Annotated in this window: 18 protein-coding genes; 9 read left to right on the top strand and 9 right to left on the bottom strand. The window is 59.4% G+C overall.

The features are described 5' to 3' along the window. Positions 1-109: 109 nt before the first annotated feature. On the bottom strand, positions 110-958 hold the full coding sequence (locus tag F617_RS0101210) for a protein-disulfide reductase DsbD domain-containing protein (RefSeq protein WP_019564180.1): 849 nt from the start codon (positions 956-958) through the stop codon (positions 110-112). 162 nt (positions 959-1,120) lie between these two features. On the opposite strand from F617_RS0101210, the gene F617_RS0101205 reads away from it, so the two are divergent. The 3 genes from F617_RS0101205 (at position 1,121) to F617_RS0101195 (ending at position 3,299) form a co-directional block, all read left to right on the top strand. Beyond that, positions 1,121-1,726 carry a YqgE/AlgH family protein gene (locus F617_RS0101205; RefSeq protein WP_003511807.1) on the top strand — a complete coding sequence of 202 codons (606 nt, stop codon included), beginning with the start codon at positions 1,121-1,123 and terminating at the stop codon, positions 1,724-1,726. Positions 1,727-1,833: 107 nt separating this feature from the next. After that, positions 1,834-2,025, top strand: a complete 192-nt coding sequence (locus tag F617_RS0101200; RefSeq protein WP_003511808.1) for a CsbD family protein — start codon at positions 1,834-1,836, stop codon at positions 2,023-2,025. 167 nt (positions 2,026-2,192) lie between these two features. Further along, positions 2,193-3,299: a putative zinc-binding metallopeptidase gene (locus F617_RS0101195; protein ID WP_019564178.1), complete on the top strand. Its 1,107-nt coding sequence runs from the start codon at positions 2,193-2,195 to the stop codon at positions 3,297-3,299. A gap of 122 nt (positions 3,300-3,421) precedes the next feature. On the opposite strand, the gene F617_RS0101190 is transcribed toward F617_RS0101195, so the two are convergent. The 4 genes from F617_RS0101190 to thrC are packed head-to-tail and all read right to left on the bottom strand — an operon-like array spanning position 3,422 to position 9,682. Further along, entirely contained in the window at positions 3,422-6,337 is a 2,916-nt protein-coding gene (locus F617_RS0101190) for an EAL domain-containing protein (RefSeq protein ID WP_003511812.1), read from the bottom strand. After that, entirely contained in the window at positions 6,334-6,933 is a 600-nt protein-coding gene (locus F617_RS0101185) for a GNAT family N-acetyltransferase (protein WP_003511814.1), read from the bottom strand. Before F617_RS0101185 ends, F617_RS0101190 begins: the two co-directional genes overlap by 4 nt. A gap of 33 nt (positions 6,934-6,966) precedes the next feature. Continuing rightward, on the bottom strand, positions 6,967-8,265 hold the full coding sequence (locus F617_RS0101180) for a pitrilysin family protein (protein WP_003511816.1): 1,299 nt from the start codon (positions 8,263-8,265) through the stop codon (positions 6,967-6,969). Between the two features lie 19 nt (positions 8,266-8,284). Beyond that, positions 8,285-9,682: a threonine synthase gene (thrC, locus tag F617_RS0101175; RefSeq protein ID WP_019564176.1), complete on the bottom strand. Its 1,398-nt coding sequence runs from the start codon at positions 9,680-9,682 to the stop codon at positions 8,285-8,287. A 276-nt stretch (positions 9,683-9,958) separates the two neighbouring features. On the opposite strand from thrC, the gene F617_RS0101170 reads away from it, so the two are divergent. Further along, positions 9,959-10,498, top strand: coding sequence for a hypothetical protein (locus F617_RS0101170; RefSeq protein WP_003511819.1), 540 nt, complete (start codon positions 9,959-9,961; stop codon positions 10,496-10,498). Between the two features lie 196 nt (positions 10,499-10,694). Here F617_RS0101170 and F617_RS0101165 read toward each other — a convergent pair whose 3' ends face one another. Continuing rightward, positions 10,695-11,384, bottom strand: a complete 690-nt coding sequence (locus F617_RS0101165) for an HAD family hydrolase (protein ID WP_013635629.1) — start codon at positions 11,382-11,384, stop codon at positions 10,695-10,697. Positions 11,385-11,575: 191 nt separating this feature from the next. Between F617_RS0101165 and F617_RS0101160 the strand changes: the two genes are divergently transcribed. Together F617_RS0101160 and F617_RS0101155 are read left to right on the top strand one after the other, a co-directional pair. Next, the gene (locus tag F617_RS0101160) at positions 11,576-12,256 is read left to right on the top strand and encodes a GntR family transcriptional regulator (RefSeq protein WP_013635630.1); all 681 of its coding nucleotides are present in this window, start codon (positions 11,576-11,578) and stop codon (positions 12,254-12,256) included. Between the two features lie 215 nt (positions 12,257-12,471). Beyond that, on the top strand, positions 12,472-12,933 hold the full coding sequence (locus tag F617_RS0101155) for a DUF1284 domain-containing protein (RefSeq protein ID WP_026330611.1): 462 nt from the start codon (positions 12,472-12,474) through the stop codon (positions 12,931-12,933). On the opposite strand, the gene F617_RS0101150 is transcribed toward F617_RS0101155, so the two are convergent. Beyond that, positions 12,893-13,993 carry a hypothetical protein gene (locus F617_RS0101150; protein ID WP_026330610.1) on the bottom strand — a complete coding sequence of 367 codons (1,101 nt, stop codon included), beginning with the start codon at positions 13,991-13,993 and terminating at the stop codon, positions 12,893-12,895. The two genes, F617_RS0101155 and F617_RS0101150, sit on opposite strands and share 41 nt — an antisense overlap. A gap of 232 nt (positions 13,994-14,225) precedes the next feature. Here F617_RS0101150 and F617_RS0101145 point away from each other — a divergent pair, with 232 nt between their 5' ends. Beyond that, complete coding sequence (locus tag F617_RS0101145; protein ID WP_003511827.1) at positions 14,226-15,368, top strand: site-specific DNA-methyltransferase; 1,143 nt, start codon at positions 14,226-14,228, stop codon at positions 15,366-15,368. 336 nt (positions 15,369-15,704) lie between these two features. On the opposite strand, the gene F617_RS0101140 is transcribed toward F617_RS0101145, so the two are convergent. Both F617_RS0101140 and mutY read right to left on the bottom strand, forming a co-directional pair. Next, a complete protein-coding gene (locus tag F617_RS0101140; RefSeq protein WP_019564172.1) occupies positions 15,705-16,316 on the bottom strand; it encodes an HAD family phosphatase in 612 nt (203 codons plus the stop codon). Further along, positions 16,313-17,416 (bottom strand): A/G-specific adenine glycosylase, encoded by a 1,104-nt coding sequence (gene mutY, locus F617_RS0101135; protein ID WP_026330609.1) that lies wholly within the window; start codon positions 17,414-17,416, stop codon positions 16,313-16,315. The genes F617_RS0101140 and mutY overlap by 4 nt, the downstream gene beginning before the upstream one ends. Positions 17,417-17,513: 97 nt before the next feature. Between mutY and F617_RS0101130 the strand changes: the two genes are divergently transcribed. Then, positions 17,514-18,026 carry a DUF721 domain-containing protein gene (locus tag F617_RS0101130; RefSeq protein ID WP_003511832.1) on the top strand — a complete coding sequence of 171 codons (513 nt, stop codon included), beginning with the start codon at positions 17,514-17,516 and terminating at the stop codon, positions 18,024-18,026. Positions 18,027-18,154: 128 nt separating this feature from the next. After that, the gene (locus F617_RS0101125; protein WP_003511833.1) at positions 18,155-18,835 is read left to right on the top strand and encodes a DsbA family protein; all 681 of its coding nucleotides are present in this window, start codon (positions 18,155-18,157) and stop codon (positions 18,833-18,835) included. Positions 18,836-18,880: the final 45 nt, after the last annotated feature.

Below are 18,880 nucleotides of genomic sequence, written 5' to 3'. Positions count from 1 at the left end.
TGGCCGTTTGGTTCGCGCGACTATAGAGCAAGGAAAAGAAAACTGTCATACGGTTTTCGCGGGAAATTACATGGCTGAGACAGCCGTTCGGGATATGCCGCCTGAACGGTCAGGGCTTTGGAAAATTGAGCATGGTCTCCATGGTCCGATCGCCGGATTTGACAAGAATGGGCCAGCTGTTGCCCTGCACCTGATAGGTTTTTGGCAAGCCCTTGATGTTCATGTAGAAGGAGAGCTTGCGCTTGTCTCGCACCAGGTTCTGCGGCTCATAATAGGCAAAACCGGAGGGGCCGGCGATGAATATCTCGGTCTCCTTCGGCGCGTTTTCCGGCAGCTGCAATTGCACGCCAAGCATGGTCTTGTCGGGCGTGATGTGGAAATCGACAACCTTGAAATCGTCGGAGGCAGCCTCTGGCAGCGTCTCGCGCGCCTCTTCCAGCAATCGCCGCTCTTCGTGGTCGTCATCGCCCGCATTGCCGCGGCTGATCGAAAACGTCGCCTCAAAGGGAATGCAGATATTCTGGCAGACGCCGATGAAGGCGGTGAGGTCGATATTGCCTCCCGCTTTGGCGTCCACGGCTTTCAACTGAAAGGGAATGCTGACGGCGTGATCGTAGCCGATATCGGTGATATCGCCGTTCTCGATGAGCTTGGGAACAGGATAGGCCATCGATGTCAGGCTTACACCGCTTGCCGGATCAAGCGTGATCTTGGGCGGTATTCCAGCTTCGCCTGGTTCGCGCCAATAGGTTATCCAGCCGTCTTTAGGCTCGATCTGCAACACGCCGCGCACCACGCCGTCCGCATCCATGGCAAGGCTTGCCACACGCATCTGGCCGCCTTCACTTCTCGCCCAGTCGGTAATTTCAGCCTGCGCTACTTGCCCGCCACCGAGAAGGGCGGCGAAGGCAACGGCGAGGCGAAGATGTGAAAATCGAAAGAATGTCCTGACGCTCATTCTTTCCGTCTAACCCAACATCGCCTGATGGACCAGTTACGAATTCGTGCGGTTCATCATTTTCGGTTGATTGATCGGGCGCGATGCCGCATCCTGTGCTTTGTCGAAGTGCGAACGCCGCTTTCCCGTTCAATGATGGAATTCGGCAAGCTGGAGGCGCCGGTGAGCTTTTCAACCCTGATGGACAAACGCGAACGTGGCTTTTTTGACAGCCAGTTCCTCATTGCGATGCCGGGGCTGGACAATGGCAATTTTGCCCGTTCGGTGGTCTATATCTGCGCCCATTCGGATGCCGGAGCCATGGGTTTCATCATCAACCGGCCGCAACAGATCACCTTCACGGATATTCTGCTGCATCTGAAGCTGGTGGACAGCAACGACGCCATCATGCTGCCCAACCGCACCCGGGAATTTCCGATCCAGTGCGGCGGCCCGGTCGAATCCGGCCGGGGTTTCGTGCTGCATTCCGATGATTATTTAAGTGAATCGAGCATTCCGGTCAGCGACGATATTTCCTTGACGGCGACGCTGGATATCGTGCGCGCCATTTCCAATGGTCGCGGCCCGCAAAAGGCCACCATGATGCTCGGTTATGCCGGCTGGGGTCCGGGTCAGCTGGAAAACGAGATCGCCAATAATGGATGGTTGAATTGCCCGGCGGCGGAAGAGCTGATTTTCGACCGTGGACTGGACAACAAATACGAGCGGGCGCTTGCGCTTATGGGTGTGGATGCTCGCATGCTTTCTGCGGAAGCCGGCCACGCCTGATTTTTTCGTGATGCTCCTTTTGTCGACTGCTGGAACCAATCCCAATCCCTGACGTTAACAATCCCGAAAGCCGCACAGACAGTACGGCTCAACTAGGGAGCAGTAACATGGGTAGCACATCAGACAAGATCGCCGGTACAGCCAAGGAAGTTGCTGGCAAGGTCAAGAAAAACGTCGGCGAAGCAACCGGCAACAACGAGCTGCGCGCCAAGGGTGCCGCTCAGGAAACCGAAGGCAAGGTACAGAAGAACGTCGGCAAAGCCAAGGATGCGGTCAAGGGTGTCGTTGATCGTATGTAATGCCACCTGACGGGCTCCCGTGTCTTTGATGCGGTGCTTTGGAGCGCATGTGTTATCGCACATGCGCTCTTGTCGTCTGGAGGCTTGAAGGGCGGGTGTGTTACGCCTTTCACCTTGGTCTCATATATTCGCCTTCACCCAATTCATCCACCGCAAGGGTTTCATGAATGAAGCTTTTTTCCTGCGCTTCCTGTGGCCAGCCGGTCCACTTCGACAATCGTTTCTGCGTCTCTTGCGGCCATCGTCTGGCCTTCGTGCCGGAGCGCCTTTCCATGGAAGCGATGGCGCCTGCGGGTGAGCCGAACTGGCAACTCGTGGCCCAGCCGGAAAGACAGGTGCGGTTCTGCGCCAATGAGGTGAACGACATCTGCAACTGGTCCGTGCCGGCGGAAAGCCAGAACGCCTTTTGCCCGGCCTGCAGCCATAACCGTCTCGTGCCAAATATCGCGACGGATGAGGGTATCGAACAATGGCGCGGCATCAGCCAGGCGCAGCGGCATTTGTTCTATTCGATATTGCGTCTCGGCCTGCCGCATCCCAACCGCGATGCCGATCCTGTCGGCGGGCTAGTCTTCGACTTTCTGGTCGACGAGGTCGCACCTGACGGATCCGTCATTCCCGCCATGACCGGCCACGACGAGGGCCTGATCGCCATTCGCGCGGCAGAGGTGGATGATGCGACGCGCGAGCAGGTGCGCACCAACATGAACGAGCCGTATCGCACCATGCTTGGCCATTTCCGCCATGAGGTTGGGCATTTCATCTGGAACAAGCTGGTTCGTGATGAGAACCGGCTGGAGGCCTGCCGCGCGGTATTTGGCGATGAGCGCGAAGACTATGCCGCGGCCCTACAGCGCAATTACGAGCAGGGGCCGCGCCCCAACTGGCAGGAAACCTTCATAAGCGCCTATGCCTCCGTGCATCCCTGGGAGGATTTTGCCGAGTGTTTCGCGCATTATCTTCACATCGTCGATACGCTGGAAACCGCGCGCGCCTTTGGTGTGGCGATAGACCCCGACGGACATGAGGAAATGGCGGCGGAGGTCACTTTCGATCCCTATAATGCCCGTAGCGCCGCACAACTGGTCAAGGCCTGGATTCCGCTCAGCGTCGCCATCAACTCGATCCAGCGCAGCATGGGGGAGGCGGACCTTTATCCCTTCGTGCTGGCCCCGCCTGTTGTGAGCAAGATGGAATTCATCCACGACCTGCTACACGGCAGGATCGACGCGATGCCTCAACAGCAGATGCAGCAGTTCTCGATGGCGCAGTGAATACGAGACACGAGAAGTCATAGTCAGGAAACGCGCCGTTTCCTTCTCCCGTCATTCCGGCTCAATGCCGGAATGACGGCGGTGGATGGAGTAGCCCTTTACCACCCATATTCCAATACCTCTTACGAAGCTCGCTTCGTCGGCTGGAACCGCTCCCGCAGAAGCTTCAGCGCCGCATCGCCGGAAACCGGTGTGCCAAACAGGAAGCTCTGGCCGAAATGGCAGTTCATGCGTGAGAGTTCCGCCGCATCCTCAGGCGTTTCAATGCCTTCCGCCACCACCTGCATATCGAGAGCGCGCGCCATGGCGATAACGGAGCGCAGCAGCACGTTGCGCTTGTCGCTGGTATTTGCCACCAGTGCCTTGTCGAGCTTGATCGTGTCGAAGGGGAAGCGGGTGAGATAGGCAAGTGACGAATAGCCGGTGCCGAAATCGTCCATGGCGAGGCTGATGCCCGTTTCCTTCAGCTTGGAAAGCACCAGCCGCGCCTGTTCCGGGTTTTCCATCACCACGGATTCCGTCAGCTCCAGCTTCAGCTGCTGCGGATTACAGCGCGTTCGCGTCAGCATGCCGCGCACGTCGTTATACAGTTCGTTATTCAGCAATTGCGCGCTGGAAATATTGACGGAGATGAAGATCGGCATCTTCTCGATGGAATGCTGCCAGTCCATCAGGTCGGTCGCTGCCCTTTCCAGCGCGAACATGCCGAGCGGTTCGATCAGACCGGAGGCTTCCGCGATGGGTATGAATTCGCTTGGCGGAATGTTGCCGCGCTTGGGGTGTTCCCACCGCATCAGCGCCTCGAAACCGGCCAGCGCGCCATCGTCAAGCTTGACGATGGGCTGATAGGCGAGCGACAGCTCCTTGCGCTCGATGGCGCGGCGAAGATCGCTTTCCATTTGCAGGCGGTCGGTGCCGGACGTGCGGAAAGCGGGACGGAACGGCTCGACGCGGTTTCCGCCAGCGCGCTTGGCGCGGTACATCGCCAGTTCCGCATCGCTCAAGAGACCTGCGGCACTTTCCTGCTGGTCGATCCATGAAACGAGGCCGATGGAGGCGGTGAGGATGATTTCGCGATTGGCGAAATTGATCGGCACCATGATTGCCTTGTTCACCGCATCGGCGAAATCGGCCACCCGCTGCGGATCGCGCTCCGAGGTCAGGATCAGGCCGAATTCATCGCCGCCGAGACGCGCCAGCGTATCCTGCGGTTTCAACAGGCGGCGCAGACGCCGTGTCAGCGCGATGAGAATATTGTCGCCTGCAGCAATGCCGAGCGTATCGTTGACCAGCTTGTAACGGTCGATATCGATCGCCATCACCGTCGGGCGCACGCCGTCGCTTTCAGGAGAGAGGTTGAGGATCGATTGCAGGCGGTCGAGGAAGACCTGCCGGTTTGGTAGCCCGGTCAGATTGTCATTCATCGCATCCTGCAACAGCCGCTCCACCGAGTTCTTCTGCTCGGTGATGTCGGTGATGGTGCCGACGCAGCGGATGATTTCGCCGTTGGAGCCGAGAACCGGGCGGGCGCGGATTTGCAGCCAATGGAAATGTCCGTCTTCAGCGCGAATGCGGAATTCGTGATTGAGGCGGCCCTTGCGATGGTCGAGCAGCACGTCGAGCGTTGCCTTGAACCGGTCGCGATCGTCAGGATGCAGGCGCGGCAGCCAGTTGCGCGCAGCACCATGCATCGTGCCGGGCTCCAGCCCCAGACGGTTGGAAATATCAGGTGTGGTGACGATGCGGTCGCGCGTCACGTCCCAGTCCCACACGGTATCGCCGCTGCCCGTCAGTGCGAGAGATTGCCGTTCGAGATCGGAAAACAGGCCCTGCTGATAGGCGCTGCCGGCAAAGGCGTGCTGGATGACTGTGAAGCCGATCAGAAGCACGATCAGCACCAGCCCGCCGCCAAGCGCCGGCTGCACGATGTCGTTGTCCAATTGTCCGGTCACCGTCAGCCAGCTGCCGAACAGCCAGACGAGGATGAGCGCCCAGGACGGAACGAGCAAAATCGCCCGGTCGTAACGGTTGAAGCCAAGATAGATGATGAGTGCGATGCCGGCCGTCGCCGTCAGCGCGAAGGAGACGCGCGCGATACCGGAGGCGACCGAAGGATCGTAAATCGCGACGCCGAACAGCAGCGCCAGCCCCACCACCCAGGCAAAGGTCGCATAACCCAGATGCGCGTGCCAGCGGTTTAGATTGAGATAGGTGAACAGGAAGACCACGAAGCTGGAGGCGAGAGCCACTTCTGCGCCCGCCCTCCATATTCGCTGATCGCTGGATGTGACGGTGATGAGTTTTTCAAGGAAGCCGAAATCGACGCAGATATAGGCGAGCACCGCCCAGGCGAGCGCTGCCGACGCCGGCAGAACCGAGGTTCCCTTGACGACGAACAGGATGGTCAGGAGCACGGCCAGCAGGCCGGCAATGCCGAGAACGATGCCGCGATAGAGCGTGAAGGCGTTGATCGTATCCTTGTAGGCTTCCGGTTCCCACAGATAGATCTGCGGCAATTGCGGGGTCGACAGCTCGGCGACGAAGGTGATGACGGAGCCGGGATTGAGCGTGATGCGGAAGACGTCGGCATCCGGGCTTGGCTGCCGGTCAAGCGCAAAGCCTTCGCTCGGTGTGATCGCGATGATGCGCTGCGAGCCGAGATCGGGCCAGAACAGCTTGGAATTCACCAGACGGAAATGCGGTGCGACGATAACGCGCTCCAGCTGCTCTTCCGAGACGTTGGCGAGCGCGAAGACGGCCCAGTCGCCCTGATGGTCGGTGGAGCTGGCGCGCACCTCGATACGGCGGCGGATGCCATCCGGACCGGGCGCGGTCGAGACCTGAAAGGCTTCACCCTGATTGGCATAGATATCGGTTGTCGCGGTGAGATCGAGCGCCGTATCGTCACGGGAAATCTTCACCGGCTCGAAGGCGTAGGAAAGAGACGAAAAAAGCAGGAAAAACAGGAAGAACGGCGCAGCCAGTGCAATTGCCGCCAGACGTTTCGACAGGCACGGCGCAGAGTGAGTGTAAGTCATGTATCGTACTTCGTTCCACTGGAGCTTTGCTTGTCGGCAAGAAGGGAAAACATCGTATGATCCCGCCATTGGCCGTTGATTTTCAGATATTCCCGCAAGAGGCCTTCCCGCTGGAACCCGGCATTTTCGAGAAGCCGGATGCTTTTGAAGTTTTCCGGAATACAGGCTGCCTCGATACGGTGCAACTGAAGTCCGTTGAAGATATAGGGTATTACCAATTTTAATGCGGCAGACATATGGCCTTGCGCGGCGTAGCGTTCGCCCACCCAATATCCAATCATGCAGCTTTGTGCAGCACCCCTCCTGATATAACCGATGGTGATGCCGCCAACGAGCAACGTCTCCTTCTCGAATAGCAGAAACGACACGGCGGTGCCGGAGGAAAACTCCTGGCCGTTGCGCACCACACGCGTGCGGAAGGAGCCTTCCGTCAGTTCGTCCGGGCGCCAGGTGGGTTCCCATGGCTGGAGAAACTGACGGCTTTCCGAGCGCAGAACGTGCCACTGCTTGAAATCGCCATAGCGCGGCAGTCTGAGAAGATGGTTGGCGCTGCGCAGTTCCGGGGTGTCGTTATGTCGGGAAAGAAAACGCAGCATTCACCATCCCTGTACGGAAAGAAACCGCAACCCTCAGCCGTTCGCCTTTATCCTTGCGGGCTGCTGCGCGGAAAGCGCGGCAGTAATGTCTGAAAGAGGCGGCAGCTGTTCGAGCGGGCCAATTGCAGACAATGTCGGAACTGTATCGAAAAACAGCCGTCCTGCAAGATCGGTCAGGCGTTCCCGCGTGATGTCGTTCAGGCGCTCCATCATCTCCTCATTGGGGATAGGCCGGCCGTAAAGCATCATCTGCCGTGCCATCTGGCCGGCACGGGCTGCCGGGCTTTCCTGACCCATCAGCAGTTGCGCGCGGATTTGTGCGCGGGCGCGGTCGATTTCTTCCTGATGAATGGTCTGGGAAGATTTGCGCAACTCGTCGACGATGACGGGCATCAGTTCCGGCAGGTCGTTGCCGCCGGTCGCCGCATGCACGCCGAAAATGCCGGTGTCGGAAAAACCCCAATGGAAGGCATAAACGGAATAACAAAGGCCGCGGGACTCTCGCACTTCCTGGAACAGGCGCGATGACATGCCGCCCCCAAGAATATTGGCGAGAATTTGCGAACAGTAGAAATCGCGGGCGTGATAGGCCTTGCCCTCGAAGCCGAGAAGCACCTGCGCGTCCATGAGGTCACGGGTCTCGCGGATTTCCCCGCCGGTATAGATCGCCTTTTCGAGAACCGGCGTGGTGACCGGCAGCTGCGGCAGCGAGGCAAAGCGTTCTTCCACCTGCTTCACGAAGCTCTGGTGGTCGACAGCACCCGCTGCAACGACGAAGATGCGATCCGTCGTATAGTTGCGGGCGAGATAATGCCTGATCTGGGCGCTGGTGAAGGATTGCACGGTTTCCGGAGTGCCGAGGATCGGGCGGCCGATGGTCTGGTCGCGATAGGCGACGCCGGAAAAATTGTCGAAAATCACATCGTCAGGCGTATCGGTGGCGGCACCGATTTCCTGGAGGATGACGTTTTTCTCCCGCTCCAGCTCGTCTTCGTCGAACAGCGACTCCGTCAGAATGTCTGCAAGAATATCGACGGCGAGCGGAACGTGGTCTTTCAGGACGCGGGCGTAGTATGAAGTTGTTTCCGTCGATGTCGCGGCGTTGACTTCGCCGCCGACATTTTCGATCTCTTCGGCGATCTGCCGGGCGGTGCGGCGCGCCGTACCCTTGAAGGCCATATGCTCGAGAAGATGGGCGATGCCGTGCTCGGCAGTCGTCTCGTTGCGGGACCCGGATTTGATCCACACCCCAAGAGCAACGCTTTCGAGATGCGGCATTCTTTCCGTGACAACGGTCAACCCGGACGAAAGCCGGGTCACATTAACTCTCATATCAAGTCTTTCCGCGTCTCTATTTGCCGGCGCGTGCGTGGCTGCCGATGAAGGTTTCCACCGTCTTCAGCTCTGCGTCCAGAATGTCGAAACGCTCCTCCCGGTTCATAATGTCAGCTAGCCATACTGGAAGCGCCGGGTCGATTGCGCAAGCGGATTTTACGGCGGCCGGGAATTTAGCCGGATGGGCAGTGGACAGGACCACCATCGGGCTTGATGCCTTTTCGTGTTTTTCCGCCACAAAAACGCCGGTCGCCGTATGCGGATCGATCAGGTAACCGGTTTTCTCAAGCGTATTGCGGATCGTCGCCGCCACCTGCTTTTCGGTGGCACGGCCGGCGCGGAAATCCTTCTTGATGAATTTCAGCGCATGCGGCGGGATTTCAAACGCGCCGGATTGCTTGAGGCCATCCATCGATGCCTTTACCGCAGCGGAATCGCGGCCATAGGCTTCAAACAGCAGCCGCTCGAAATTGGATGAGATCTGGATGTCCATCGAGGGCGAGGTGGTGGGCGTGACGCCGCGCATCTCGTAACGGCCTGTCTTCAGCGTGCGCGCCAGAATGTCGTTGTCGTTGGTGGCGATGACAAGCTTGTCGATCGGCAGGCCCATCTTCTTGGCGACGTAACCGGCGAAGATATCACCGAAATTGCCCGTTGGAACGGTGAAGGAAATCTTCCGGTCGGGACCGCCGAGCGACAGGGACGCCGTGAAATAATAGACCACCTGCGCCATGATGCGCGCCCAGTTGATGGAGTTGACGCCCGAAAGCTTGACGCCGTCGCGGAACTTCGCGTCGTTGAACATTTCTTTGACGAGGTTCTGGCAATCGTCGAAATTGCCGTTGATCGCCAGCGCATGCACGTTGGAGGCGGTGGAGGTCGTCATCTGGCGCTGCTGCACCGGAGAGACCTTGCCATTGGGGAAAAGGATGAAGATGTCGGTGCGCTCGCGCCCGGCAAAGGCGTCGATGGCTGCGCCGCCCGTGTCGCCGGAGGTGGCGCCGACGATGGTGGCGCGCTCGCCGCGCTCAGCCAGCGTATAATCCATCAGGCGGGCGAGAAGCTGCATCGCCACGTCCTTGAAGGCAAGCGTGGTGCCGTGGAAAAGCTCCAGCACGAAGGTGTTCGGCCCGGTCTGCGTCAGGGGTGCTACGGCCGGATGGCGGAATGTCGCATAGGCGTCGTCGATCATCGCCCTGAACTTGTCGGCCGGAATTTCACCGCCGGTGAAACGGTAGAGAACCTCAAACGCGATGTCCTGATAGGACTTGCCGCGCAGGTTGCGGATTTCCTTTTTCGACATGGAGGGCCATTCGCGCGGCACGTAAAGCCCGCCATCACGGCCAAGGCCCGCCAGAAGCGCGTCGCAGAAACCAAGCGAAGGGGCCGCACCCCTGGTCGATACATATTTCACGAGATAGTCCCTTGTCGTTTACCGGTCTGTCCGTTGCCGTTACCGGCTCTTTATCAGCAGCATCCCGCCGGAATGAGGCGATTGGCGAGGTAATGAAGGGCTTTTTTGAAAATTCAAGCAAAACCAAACATGCCAATCGATTTTTTCCGGCGTCGCTGCTATAGACCATCGCCAACCTGCGTGAAAGGTCAATAAACAGCGTCTCCGGTTCGGTTCCGGGACAATGGAGAGGGAATTAGAAGAGTGTCAGGGAATTTCTTGCGTTTGTCCGCCGCGATGTCGCTTCTGGCCGTTGTTGCAGGATGCAATTCCTCCAATCCGTCAGATTCGCTTGCCGTCAACCCTCCGGCGGCGCAGGCAAATGCCGTTGCTCCGGTGGTGCAGGCCAACTGCCCGACGGTCACGGTTCTCGATGCCAATGCCGTCCACCGCGTCTATGCCGGTGGCGCAAAGGACGATCCGCAGAAACTCGCCTATCAGGTTTCGCTGTCAGACACGACGCGCTCTTGCACCGCGAACGAAACCACCCTGACGGTAAACGTGCTGGCCCAGGGCCGTCTCGTTCCCGGCCCGATGTCGAAGCCCGGCCGCGTGACCGTACCGATCCGCGTCACCGTTAAGGACGGCGACGGCGAGATTTACGGCGAAACGACCAATTTCGCCATCGACGTTGCTGCAGGCGGTGCCGGCACGCAGTTCATCTTCAACAACGATCATGTCGCCATTCCCAACGGACCGGGCGGCGCACCGAGGTCGGTCAGTGTCTATATCGGTTTTGCCGAGCAGGGCGCAAAGGCCAAGACCAAGCGCCGGTGATTTGACGGGCGAAATGTAAAAACCGGAGGCTGCTTCTGCGGGCTTTCGGGCAGATCGCAAACAAACCACGGTTCATACGCAACGTCATCCTCGGGCCTGTCCCGAGGATCCGAACACGTATCGTGGAATCAAGTCGTTGCAGATGCTCGGGACAGGCCCGAGCATGACGAAGTGGCGTTTGTGACAAAGCCAGAGATTAAAAAGCGCCTTCCCATTCCGCCATCGCTGCAATAACGGCGGGCAGGTCCTGCATGCGTGAAATCACCGTTTCCGCGCCCGCATCCGTCAACCGGTCGGCATGGCTCGAATAGGTGTGGGATGCGCCGGTGAAGCCGATGACGCGCATGCCGGCTGCCTTTGCACCATGCACGCCGTGCACGGAATCCTCGATTACCACGGCGCGATCCGGTGAAACGCCGAACTGGGCTGCGCCATGCAGGAAGATATCCGGCTTCGGCTTGACGCGGTCGGCTCCGAGATCCTTGGCGGAGTAGATATGCGGTGCGAAATAGGGCTTCAGGCCCACCTTCGTCAGCATCATGTCGAGGCGGTGGCTGGAGGAATTCGAGCAGATGCAACGCGGTGTCGTCAGGCGCGACAGAGCGAACTTGACGCCCTCGATGATCTTCACGTCGCGTTCCAGCCGCGCGTCGAGCAGCTTTTCCGACTTGTCGAGCAGCGATGCGGAAAACGGGATGCTGGCTTCGCTTTCCACCTGCAGGAGGATGTTCTTCCAGGTCATGCCGGCGAAACGCTCGCCCATTTCCTCGACGGAGATCGGATACCCGGCCTCGGTCAGAAGGCGGGACTCCACCTGTGCGGCGATGATTTCGGAATCGACCAGAACGCCGTCACAGTCGAAAATAATGAGGTCGAAGCCGCTCATGGGCGCTCCCTGTATCGGATTTGCCTTGGAAAAAAGTGATGCCCGGGCTTTTAGACCAAGTCCGCGTCAAGCTCAACCGGCTGGCCCGCAAGGGTCGGTCGCGCCCGGCTCATAGCTGGGATTTGGCTTTGCGCGTTTCCTGCGTGCAAAAACCGCTACACAGATCAGCGCCGGATGCGTTATGGGATGTTATGCCCAAGACAGCGAAAACCAGACCCGAAGATACCATTGCCGCACGCATCAGCCGCACTCTGGCTGACCGCATCGTGCGCGGTGAGCTGTCGCCGGGTGAACGTCTGAGGCAGGATCACATTGCCGCCGAATTCGGCGCATCGCATGTGCCGGTGCGCGAAGCGTTCCGCAGGCTGGAGGCGCAGGGCTTGGCCGCCAGCATTCCGCGCCGCGGCGTGCGGGTCGCGGATTTCGGCCTCGCCGATGTGCGCGAAGTCGCGGAAATGCGCGCCGCGCTTGAGGTTCTGGCGCTGCGCCACGCCATTCCAAACATGACTTCAGCCATTCTCGACCAGGCGGAGGCCGCCACGCTCGAAGGCGATAGCGCGGTCGATGTGCAGCATTGGGAAGAGGCCAATCGCCGCTTCCACCGCCTCATCACGGCGCCTTGCAACATGCCGCGCCTGATGGAGGCGATCGACGGCCTGCATGCCGCGAGCGCCCGGTTCCTGTTTTCCGCCTGGCGGGCAGGATGGGAGCGCCGCACCGATACCGATCACCGCGCAATCCTCGACGCATTGCGCGGCGGCCGTGCCGAGGAGGCGGTGCGAATTCTCGACGGGCACGTGCAATGGATCGGTCGCAAGGCAATCCGCACCCCTTCAGGCTCGGTGCACGACGCCTTCGCCATCGTCGGATAGGCCGGAAACGATTGGCTGCGCTCGTTTGGACTCCGCCGGAAAAGTCGGTTATCGATATCCGCCCGCGATGACGATCCGCGGTGCGTGAAGGGAGCATGTATGGCTGCTGATACGGCGAAATCACGGAGCGGATTTTTCCTTTGTCCGCCGATCTTTTTCCTTGATCGGAAACGTGCCCTGTGACGGTCCGCCTTCGTCCCCATCACCTTCTCTGCATGCTGACCTATGTGGGGAAGGGATATACCTCCGGTTTTGTCGAAAACTACGACCGTGTCGCCGCTCGGCTGAACGCCGGCGAAGAGGATATCGAGCTGGTCGATGGGCCGGACGATATCTGCGTTGGCCTGTTGTGCGAAAGCCATGCCCACTGTTTCAACGAGGGCGTGGTCCAGAGGGACGAGGCGGCCCGGCTTTCGGTTTCAACGCTTTTGAACGAGACAATTACCGCCGGAAAGCGGCTGCGGGCAACGCCGGAGATGCTGGAGAAAATGCGTCTGGCCTTTGCCGCCGGAGACATCCGAGAGGCCTGTCGCGGCTGCCAGTGGATTAGGCTGTGCGATCGCATCGCGGCATCAGGATTTACCGGCGTGAAGATTGGCGAGCCGCCGCCGCACCCGGCCGGGCAGCGGCTTACTGCTACTCCGGCACATTCGTCTCGGTTCTCTCGGCGGCCTTGACCGTCGCCTTGATCTCCTTCGGCTCGCGCCCGGATTTCTTGTCGTAGCTCACCTTCACCGAATAATCGCCGGGATGCAGGGTCTCCTGATGCCGGTTGCCGTAACGGCCGGAAATTTCCTTTTGCGTGCCCTGGAGATCCTTGGTCGTTTCGACGATGTCGATCCGCTCCGCACCCGGTGCCGTGATTGCCAGAACACCTGCATCGAGGTTGAGGTTGATCTCGATGCGTTTTCCTGCAGTTACGGTGAAGGGCTGTTCCACCGTGACCTTGCCAAGACGCGCGCGCATCACGAAATCGCCGGCAGGCATTTCCATGGTTTTGCCGGTGCCGTAAACACCGTTGATGGTCTGGCGCGTGCCATCAAGCGTCTCCTTGGCTGAAAGCGCTTCGAAACGGATATCGTCCGTTTCCACAGCCTTGCCACCGTCCGTATAGGCCGCTTTGGCAACGACCACGCCGCTCGGGATGACAAGGTCGTGGCTGATCGTCTCGCCCGCCTTGATGGCAAGCGTTTCCTGCGCACGCGCAGGGCCGATGCTGCCGGTGAGGAGGAGTTCGCCCGCCGGCACGAAGGTCGTGTTCTGCCCGTAGACGCTGTCCTTGAAATCGTCTTTGGTGATTTCGGTTTTCGCCTGGCTTTCCACATCGCCGCCGGGGCTGCGTTTTGGCACCACCGTCAGTTCTGCCGCGTCGAAATTCGCCTTTGGCCTCGTTAGGCTTCCCTCCTTCACCTCGAAGGGTATTTCGCGACGGATGTTGCCCAGCGCTACCACGCCGACATATTTGCCCGCCGGCAGCTTCGCTTCGAAGGTGGCGTCGTAGGAGCCGCCGGCATTGACGTCACTGCGCACGCCGGCCCGGTCAGCCTTGTAAAAATCCCACCGCACCCTGTCGCTGTTGCCGAGCGAGGGGCCGCCATCGAACAGCACAGCGTCGGTGACGACGTTGTATAGCGGTGCCGGCTCCTGCGCCCCCAAGCTTGACGGCAGCGCCGCCAGAAGAAGAGCCGCGGAAAAGGCATGCACTGAAAAAGAAGCCACTCGCGTTACGGACGTCATTGCGGATTACCCCCTGAGTTGCCGGTATTGCCAGCACCGACATGCGGAACAGGACAACCCGTTGTGCACAACGTTTTTACGCCACTTCGGGTTCCCCGCCCGCGCCAGCAAATTGCGCGTGTCGGCCGCAACAGCCATTTATTTCGCATTTTCCGTGACTTGTTCAGGCTTTGATAACCATCTTCGGTAACCATAAGCATCAGTAGAGAGTAAGCGTATGGAGCGAGTACCAATGGCAGCAGTTTTTCCGCTGGCCGATTTTCGGCGTGCCGGTTTTGATCGTGCGGGCGAGAGTGACGCCTGGAAAGACAGCATAATCAAAGGTGATTGTGTCGCTGCCTTGGATGCCCTCCCGAGCCAGTCGGTGGATGCGATTTTCGCCGATCCGCCCTACAACCTCCAGCTTGGCGGTACGCTTCACCGGCCAGATCAGTCGCTGGTTGATGCGGTCGATGACGAGTGGGACCAGTTCTCCTCCTTCGAGGCCTATGATGCCTTCACCCGCGCCTGGCTGCTGGCCTGCCGCCGCGTGCTGAAGCCGAATGGTACCATCTGGGTCATCGGCTCCTACCACAACATCTTCCGCGTCGGTTCCATGCTCCAGAACCTCGATTTCTGGATCCTGAACGATATCGTCTGGCGCAAGACCAATCCCATGCCCAACTTCAAGGGCCGCCGTTTCCAGAACGCCCATGAGACCATGATCTGGGCGAGCCGCGATCCGAAAGCCAAGGGCTATACCTTCAATTACGAAGCGCTGAAGGCCTCCAACGACGACGTGCAGATGCGCTCCGACTGGCTGTTCCCGATTTGCAGCGGTCATGAGCGGCTGAAAGGTGACGACGGCAAGAAGGTGCATCCGACCCAGAAGCCGGAAGCATTGCTCGCACGCATCATCATGGCCTCCACCAAGCCTGGCGACATCGTGCTCGACCCGTTCTTCGGCTCCGGCACCACGGGTGCGGTTGCAAAACGTCTCGGCCGCCACTTCGTTGGTATCGAGCGCGAACAGGATTACATCGACGCGGCCTCTGCCCGCATCGCTGCCGTCGAGCCGCTCGGCAAGGCGGAGCTGACCGTCATGACCGGCAAGAGGGCCGAACCGCGTGTCGCCTTCAACACCCTGGTGGAAAGCGGTCTCGTCCGTCCCGGCCAGGTGCTGACCGATGCAAAGCGCCGTTATAGCGCCATTATTCGTGCCGATGGTACGATTGCATCCGGCGGGACTGCCGGCTCCATTCACCGTCTTGGTGCAAAGGTGCAGGGTCTCGACGCATGCAACGGATGGACGTTCTGGCACTTCGAGGATGGCGACCAGCTGAAGCCTATCGATGATCTGAGAACAATCATCCGCAGTGAACTGGCAAAGGCCTGACAGTCTAAAGCCCAAAAGGCTGAAGGCAACGATCCACCGCCCGCCATTTTTAGCATACGTCTCCGTCCGGTTTAGTACCTTCAGTCCCGGATGGAGAACGACCAACGCCCGGCACTTCGGTGTCGGGCGTTGGTATTTTTGAATATCTAAATTTAGCCAGACAAGTTTCGCGCAAGAGAACGGTCATAGTGTCCTACGCAAAGCAATGGTTGTGAAAATCCGGTTCGGAAAGTTCACGAAAACATTGCTGTCCCATGCCGCTTGCGGCAGGACTGGCGCAGGCAGGAGACCGCCATTTCCGCCTGCGCCAATTTTCTTTTTGGATCTGATGGTCTGTCAGACATCCACGCCGTAGGATTGCAGATCCTGCTTCAGCTTTTCCGCTCCGGTAAAATGCACCGCCTGCCAGCCGGCGGCCTTGGCGCCTTCGACATTCACAAGCGTATCGTCAATGAAGATGCTTGCGGCAGGGTCGAGGCCAAATTCCTTCGCGTGCAGCTCGTAGATCGCCACATCCGGTTTCAGCAGCTTCACATCGCCAGAAACCGTCACGCCGCGCGGCAGGGCGAGGAAGGGGAACATCTTCTGCGCTTCGCGGAAGGTATCGGAGGCGAAGTTGGTCAGCATCGTCACGTCGTGGCCGTTGTCGATCAGGCCGGTCATGATCGCGACGCTGTCGTCATAGGAATGCGAGACCATCTCATGCCAGAACTTGCGGAAGGCGCGGATATGCTCTTCCCGCTCGGGAAACTGCTCCATCAGCAGCGCCTCGGCGTCTTCCCAGCCGCGTCCGCGATCCTGTTCGAGGTTCCAGTCATGGGTGCAGACATTCTCGAAGAACCATTTGCGCTCGTCGGCATCGGGAATGAGGCGGCTATAGGGAATATGCGGATCGTAGTGGATCAGTACCTTGCCGATGTCGAATACGATATGCTCAATCTTGGTCATCGAAACTTCCTGCTTTCATCGAATGCGGATGGAATAGCCTGTGCGATGACTTTTTTCATCACCGTCGGCAAGGCTTGCGCGTCAAGATTTGTAACCGGCTCCCACCATCCGTCATCCGCGCCAGTTTCAAGCCCATCCGGCACCTGTGCCCGATAGACGGTGAGCCGCAGCTCGAAATGTGTGAAGACATGCACGATGACGCCCGCCGCTTGCCAAGACGCGGCAAAAGGCGCGTGGCTCGTGTCGGTGCCGCCATCCACGCGGGCGGTCCATGCCGTTGTCGGCACCTCCGTCATGCCACCGAGAAGGCCGCTTTCTATGCGCCGCCGCAGCAGAATTTCGCCGCTTGCATTCACCGCCACGAAGGCGGCTCCCAGCCGCACCGGTTTTGCCTTTTTCGCGGCCTTGACCGGAAACCGCTCCGGCTCGTCGTGGGCAAGCGCCAGACAGCCGCCATTGAACGGACAGAGCGCGCAGGCAGGGCGCTTCGGCGTGCAGATCGTCGCACCGAGATCCATCATCGCCTGCGCAAAATCGCCCGGCCGGTCGGAAGGCGTAAGCTCCGCCACCTTCGCCTTCATGGCGGGTTTCGAGCCGGGCAGGGGTGCATCTATGGCGAAAAGGCGGGAGATGACGCGCTCCACATTACCGTCCATCACCGCCGCCTGCCGGTTGAACGCAATGGCCGCCACGGCAGCAGATGTATAGTCGCCGATGCCGGGCAGCTTCTTCAGGCCCTCTTCGGTATCGGGAAAGACGCCGCCATGGTCTTTCGCCACGGCTTCCGCACATTTTTTCAGGTTGCGGGCGCGGGCGTAATAACCAAGTCCCGCCCATGCAGCCATCACATCCTCAACCGGTGCCGCCGCCAGATCGCTGACATGAGGCCACGTTGCGAGGAACTTCAGGAAATAGGGTTTAACCGCCTGCACCGTCGTCTGCTGCAACATCACTTCGGAAAGCCAGACATGATAGGGATCGGCACGTTTTCCTTGTGCCGCCATGGCCGGCGAGGTGCGCCAAGGCAACTCGCGATGGTGGCGGTCGTACCATGCGAGCAGCATCTGCGCGTGCGATGACGGGGCGGTTTTTTGAAGCATGGTTTGCCGTTTCTCTTCGATTCGGCCTATAGTTGGGCCATTCATACCGACCTATCAAGAAGCTCCGGACTGTCCGGTCCTGAAACCCGAGTGAAAAATGCGATATCCACGCAAAGGCGTCATCCAGATTGCCGAAATAGCCAATGGCATCATGGATCCCCTCCTGTCGAAACGGGCGGGCATCAACACGGCGCTGCTCGGCTCGTGGGACGAGATCGCCGGCGATGACTTCGCCGATTGCACGCGGCCGGAAAAGATTACCTGGCCGCGTCGCGACGAAGGGCCGGATCGCGGCGGCTACCAGCCGGGCGTGCTGACGATTGCCTGCGAAGGCGCGCGGGCTCTGTTCCTCACCCACGCACAGGGCGAGCTCATCGCCCGCATCAACGGCTTTTTTGGCTTTCCGGCGGTACGCCAGATCAGGATCGTGCAGAAGCCGGTATCGCAGCCCGTTCCCCGCCGGCGAAAGCCGCCGCCGCTGCGCGGTGATGCGGCAAAACGTCTCGACGACATGATGGACGGCATAGAGAGCGAAGCGCTGCGCAAGGCAGTGGAAAGGCTCGGCACGGCGGTGATGCAGAAGAAGAAGCCGCGGGGCGGGACGATTTGATGTCGCGCACGGTCCTTGACTGGTCACAATTCTTTGACAAGAAGAGTTCAAAACCCCGCTTGTGATGAACAGGCCGTCGCTATATCGGAATCAACAGACAATAGAGTCTATTACCAACAGGTGCTTTCATGCATTTTTCCGAACTGACCATTTCCCGTCGCAGCCTTCTCGGCGGCGTTGCACTTGCTGCCCTTGCCACGGCCCTGCCGTTTGCCTTCACGCCGGGCGTTGCCCAGGCGCAGGAATTGCCTGAATCCACCGGTGACGTGGATATGGCTGCGGTGTTGAAGCCCGGTCCGCTGCCGGAAGCGGCGCTCGGCGATGCGAACGCTCCCGTCAAGATCGTCGAATATATGTCGATGACCTGCCCGCATTGCGCCAATTTCCACAACAAGACCTTTGACGAGATCAAGAAGAAATACATCGATACCGGCAAGGCCTATTTCGTCATCCGCGAATTCCCGTTCGATCCGCGTGCCGCCGCTGCCTTCATGCTGGCGCGCTGCGCACCGGAAGGACAGTATTTCCCGTTCGTTTCCATGCTGTTCAAGCAGCAGCAGAGCTGGGCAACAGCCCAGGATGCCCGTGCGGCGCTGCTGCAATTGTCGAAAATGGCCGGTTTCTCACAGGAGTCTTTCGAGGCCTGCTTGACGAACCAGAAGCTTCTGGATGATGTGAACGCAACGATGCAACGCGGTGCGACGGAATTCGGCGTCAACTCCACGCCGACTTTCATCATCAACGGCAAGAAATACGCGGGAGACATGTCGGTTGAAACCATGTCGGCTGTCATCGACAAGCTGCTCTGATCGCCGAACCCTTAAAGGAACGGGCGGCGGATATTTCCGTTCGCC

The sequence above is a fragment of the Agrobacterium sp. 10MFCol1.1 genome, from assembly GCF_000381165.1.
GTDB classification, from domain to species: Bacteria; Pseudomonadota; Alphaproteobacteria; order Rhizobiales; family Rhizobiaceae; genus Agrobacterium; species Agrobacterium tumefaciens.
This window is presented reverse-complemented; position numbering and strand designations above follow the sequence as displayed.

Bases quoted from the DNA above. Each gene is read 5' to 3' on its own strand.
- F617_RS0101130 (WP_003511832.1), top strand. From the start codon at position 17,514: ATGCGATATCCACGCAAAGGCGTCATCCAGATTGCCGAAATAGCCAAT.
- F617_RS0101210 (WP_019564180.1), bottom strand. From the start codon at position 958: ATGAGCGTCAGGACATTCTTTCGATTTTCACATCTTCGCCTCGCCGTT.
- F617_RS0101170 (WP_003511819.1), top strand. From the start codon at position 9,959: ATGTCGCTTCTGGCCGTTGTTGCAGGATGCAATTCCTCCAATCCGTCA.
- F617_RS0101155 (WP_026330611.1), top strand. From the start codon at position 12,472: ATGCTGACCTATGTGGGGAAGGGATATACCTCCGGTTTTGTCGAAAAC.
- F617_RS0101125 (WP_003511833.1), top strand. From the start codon at position 18,155: ATGCATTTTTCCGAACTGACCATTTCCCGTCGCAGCCTTCTCGGCGGC.
- F617_RS0101150 (WP_026330610.1), bottom strand. From the start codon at position 13,993: ATGACGTCCGTAACGCGAGTGGCTTCTTTTTCAGTGCATGCCTTTTCC.
- F617_RS0101195 (WP_019564178.1), top strand. From the start codon at position 2,193: ATGAAGCTTTTTTCCTGCGCTTCCTGTGGCCAGCCGGTCCACTTCGAC.
- F617_RS0101165 (WP_013635629.1), bottom strand. From the start codon at position 11,384: ATGAGCGGCTTCGACCTCATTATTTTCGACTGTGACGGCGTTCTGGTC.
- F617_RS0101185 (WP_003511814.1), bottom strand. From the start codon at position 6,933: ATGCTGCGTTTTCTTTCCCGACATAACGACACCCCGGAACTGCGCAGC.
- F617_RS0101200 (WP_003511808.1), top strand. From the start codon at position 1,834: ATGGGTAGCACATCAGACAAGATCGCCGGTACAGCCAAGGAAGTTGCT.
- F617_RS0101160 (WP_013635630.1), top strand. From the start codon at position 11,576: ATGCCCAAGACAGCGAAAACCAGACCCGAAGATACCATTGCCGCACGC.
- F617_RS0101180 (WP_003511816.1), bottom strand. From the start codon at position 8,265: ATGAGAGTTAATGTGACCCGGCTTTCGTCCGGGTTGACCGTTGTCACG.
- F617_RS0101145 (WP_003511827.1), top strand. From the start codon at position 14,226: ATGGCAGCAGTTTTTCCGCTGGCCGATTTTCGGCGTGCCGGTTTTGAT.
- F617_RS0101190 (WP_003511812.1), bottom strand. From the start codon at position 6,337: ATGACTTACACTCACTCTGCGCCGTGCCTGTCGAAACGTCTGGCGGCA.
- mutY (WP_026330609.1), bottom strand. From the start codon at position 17,416: ATGCTTCAAAAAACCGCCCCGTCATCGCACGCGCAGATGCTGCTCGCA.
- F617_RS0101140 (WP_019564172.1), bottom strand. From the start codon at position 16,316: ATGACCAAGATTGAGCATATCGTATTCGACATCGGCAAGGTACTGATC.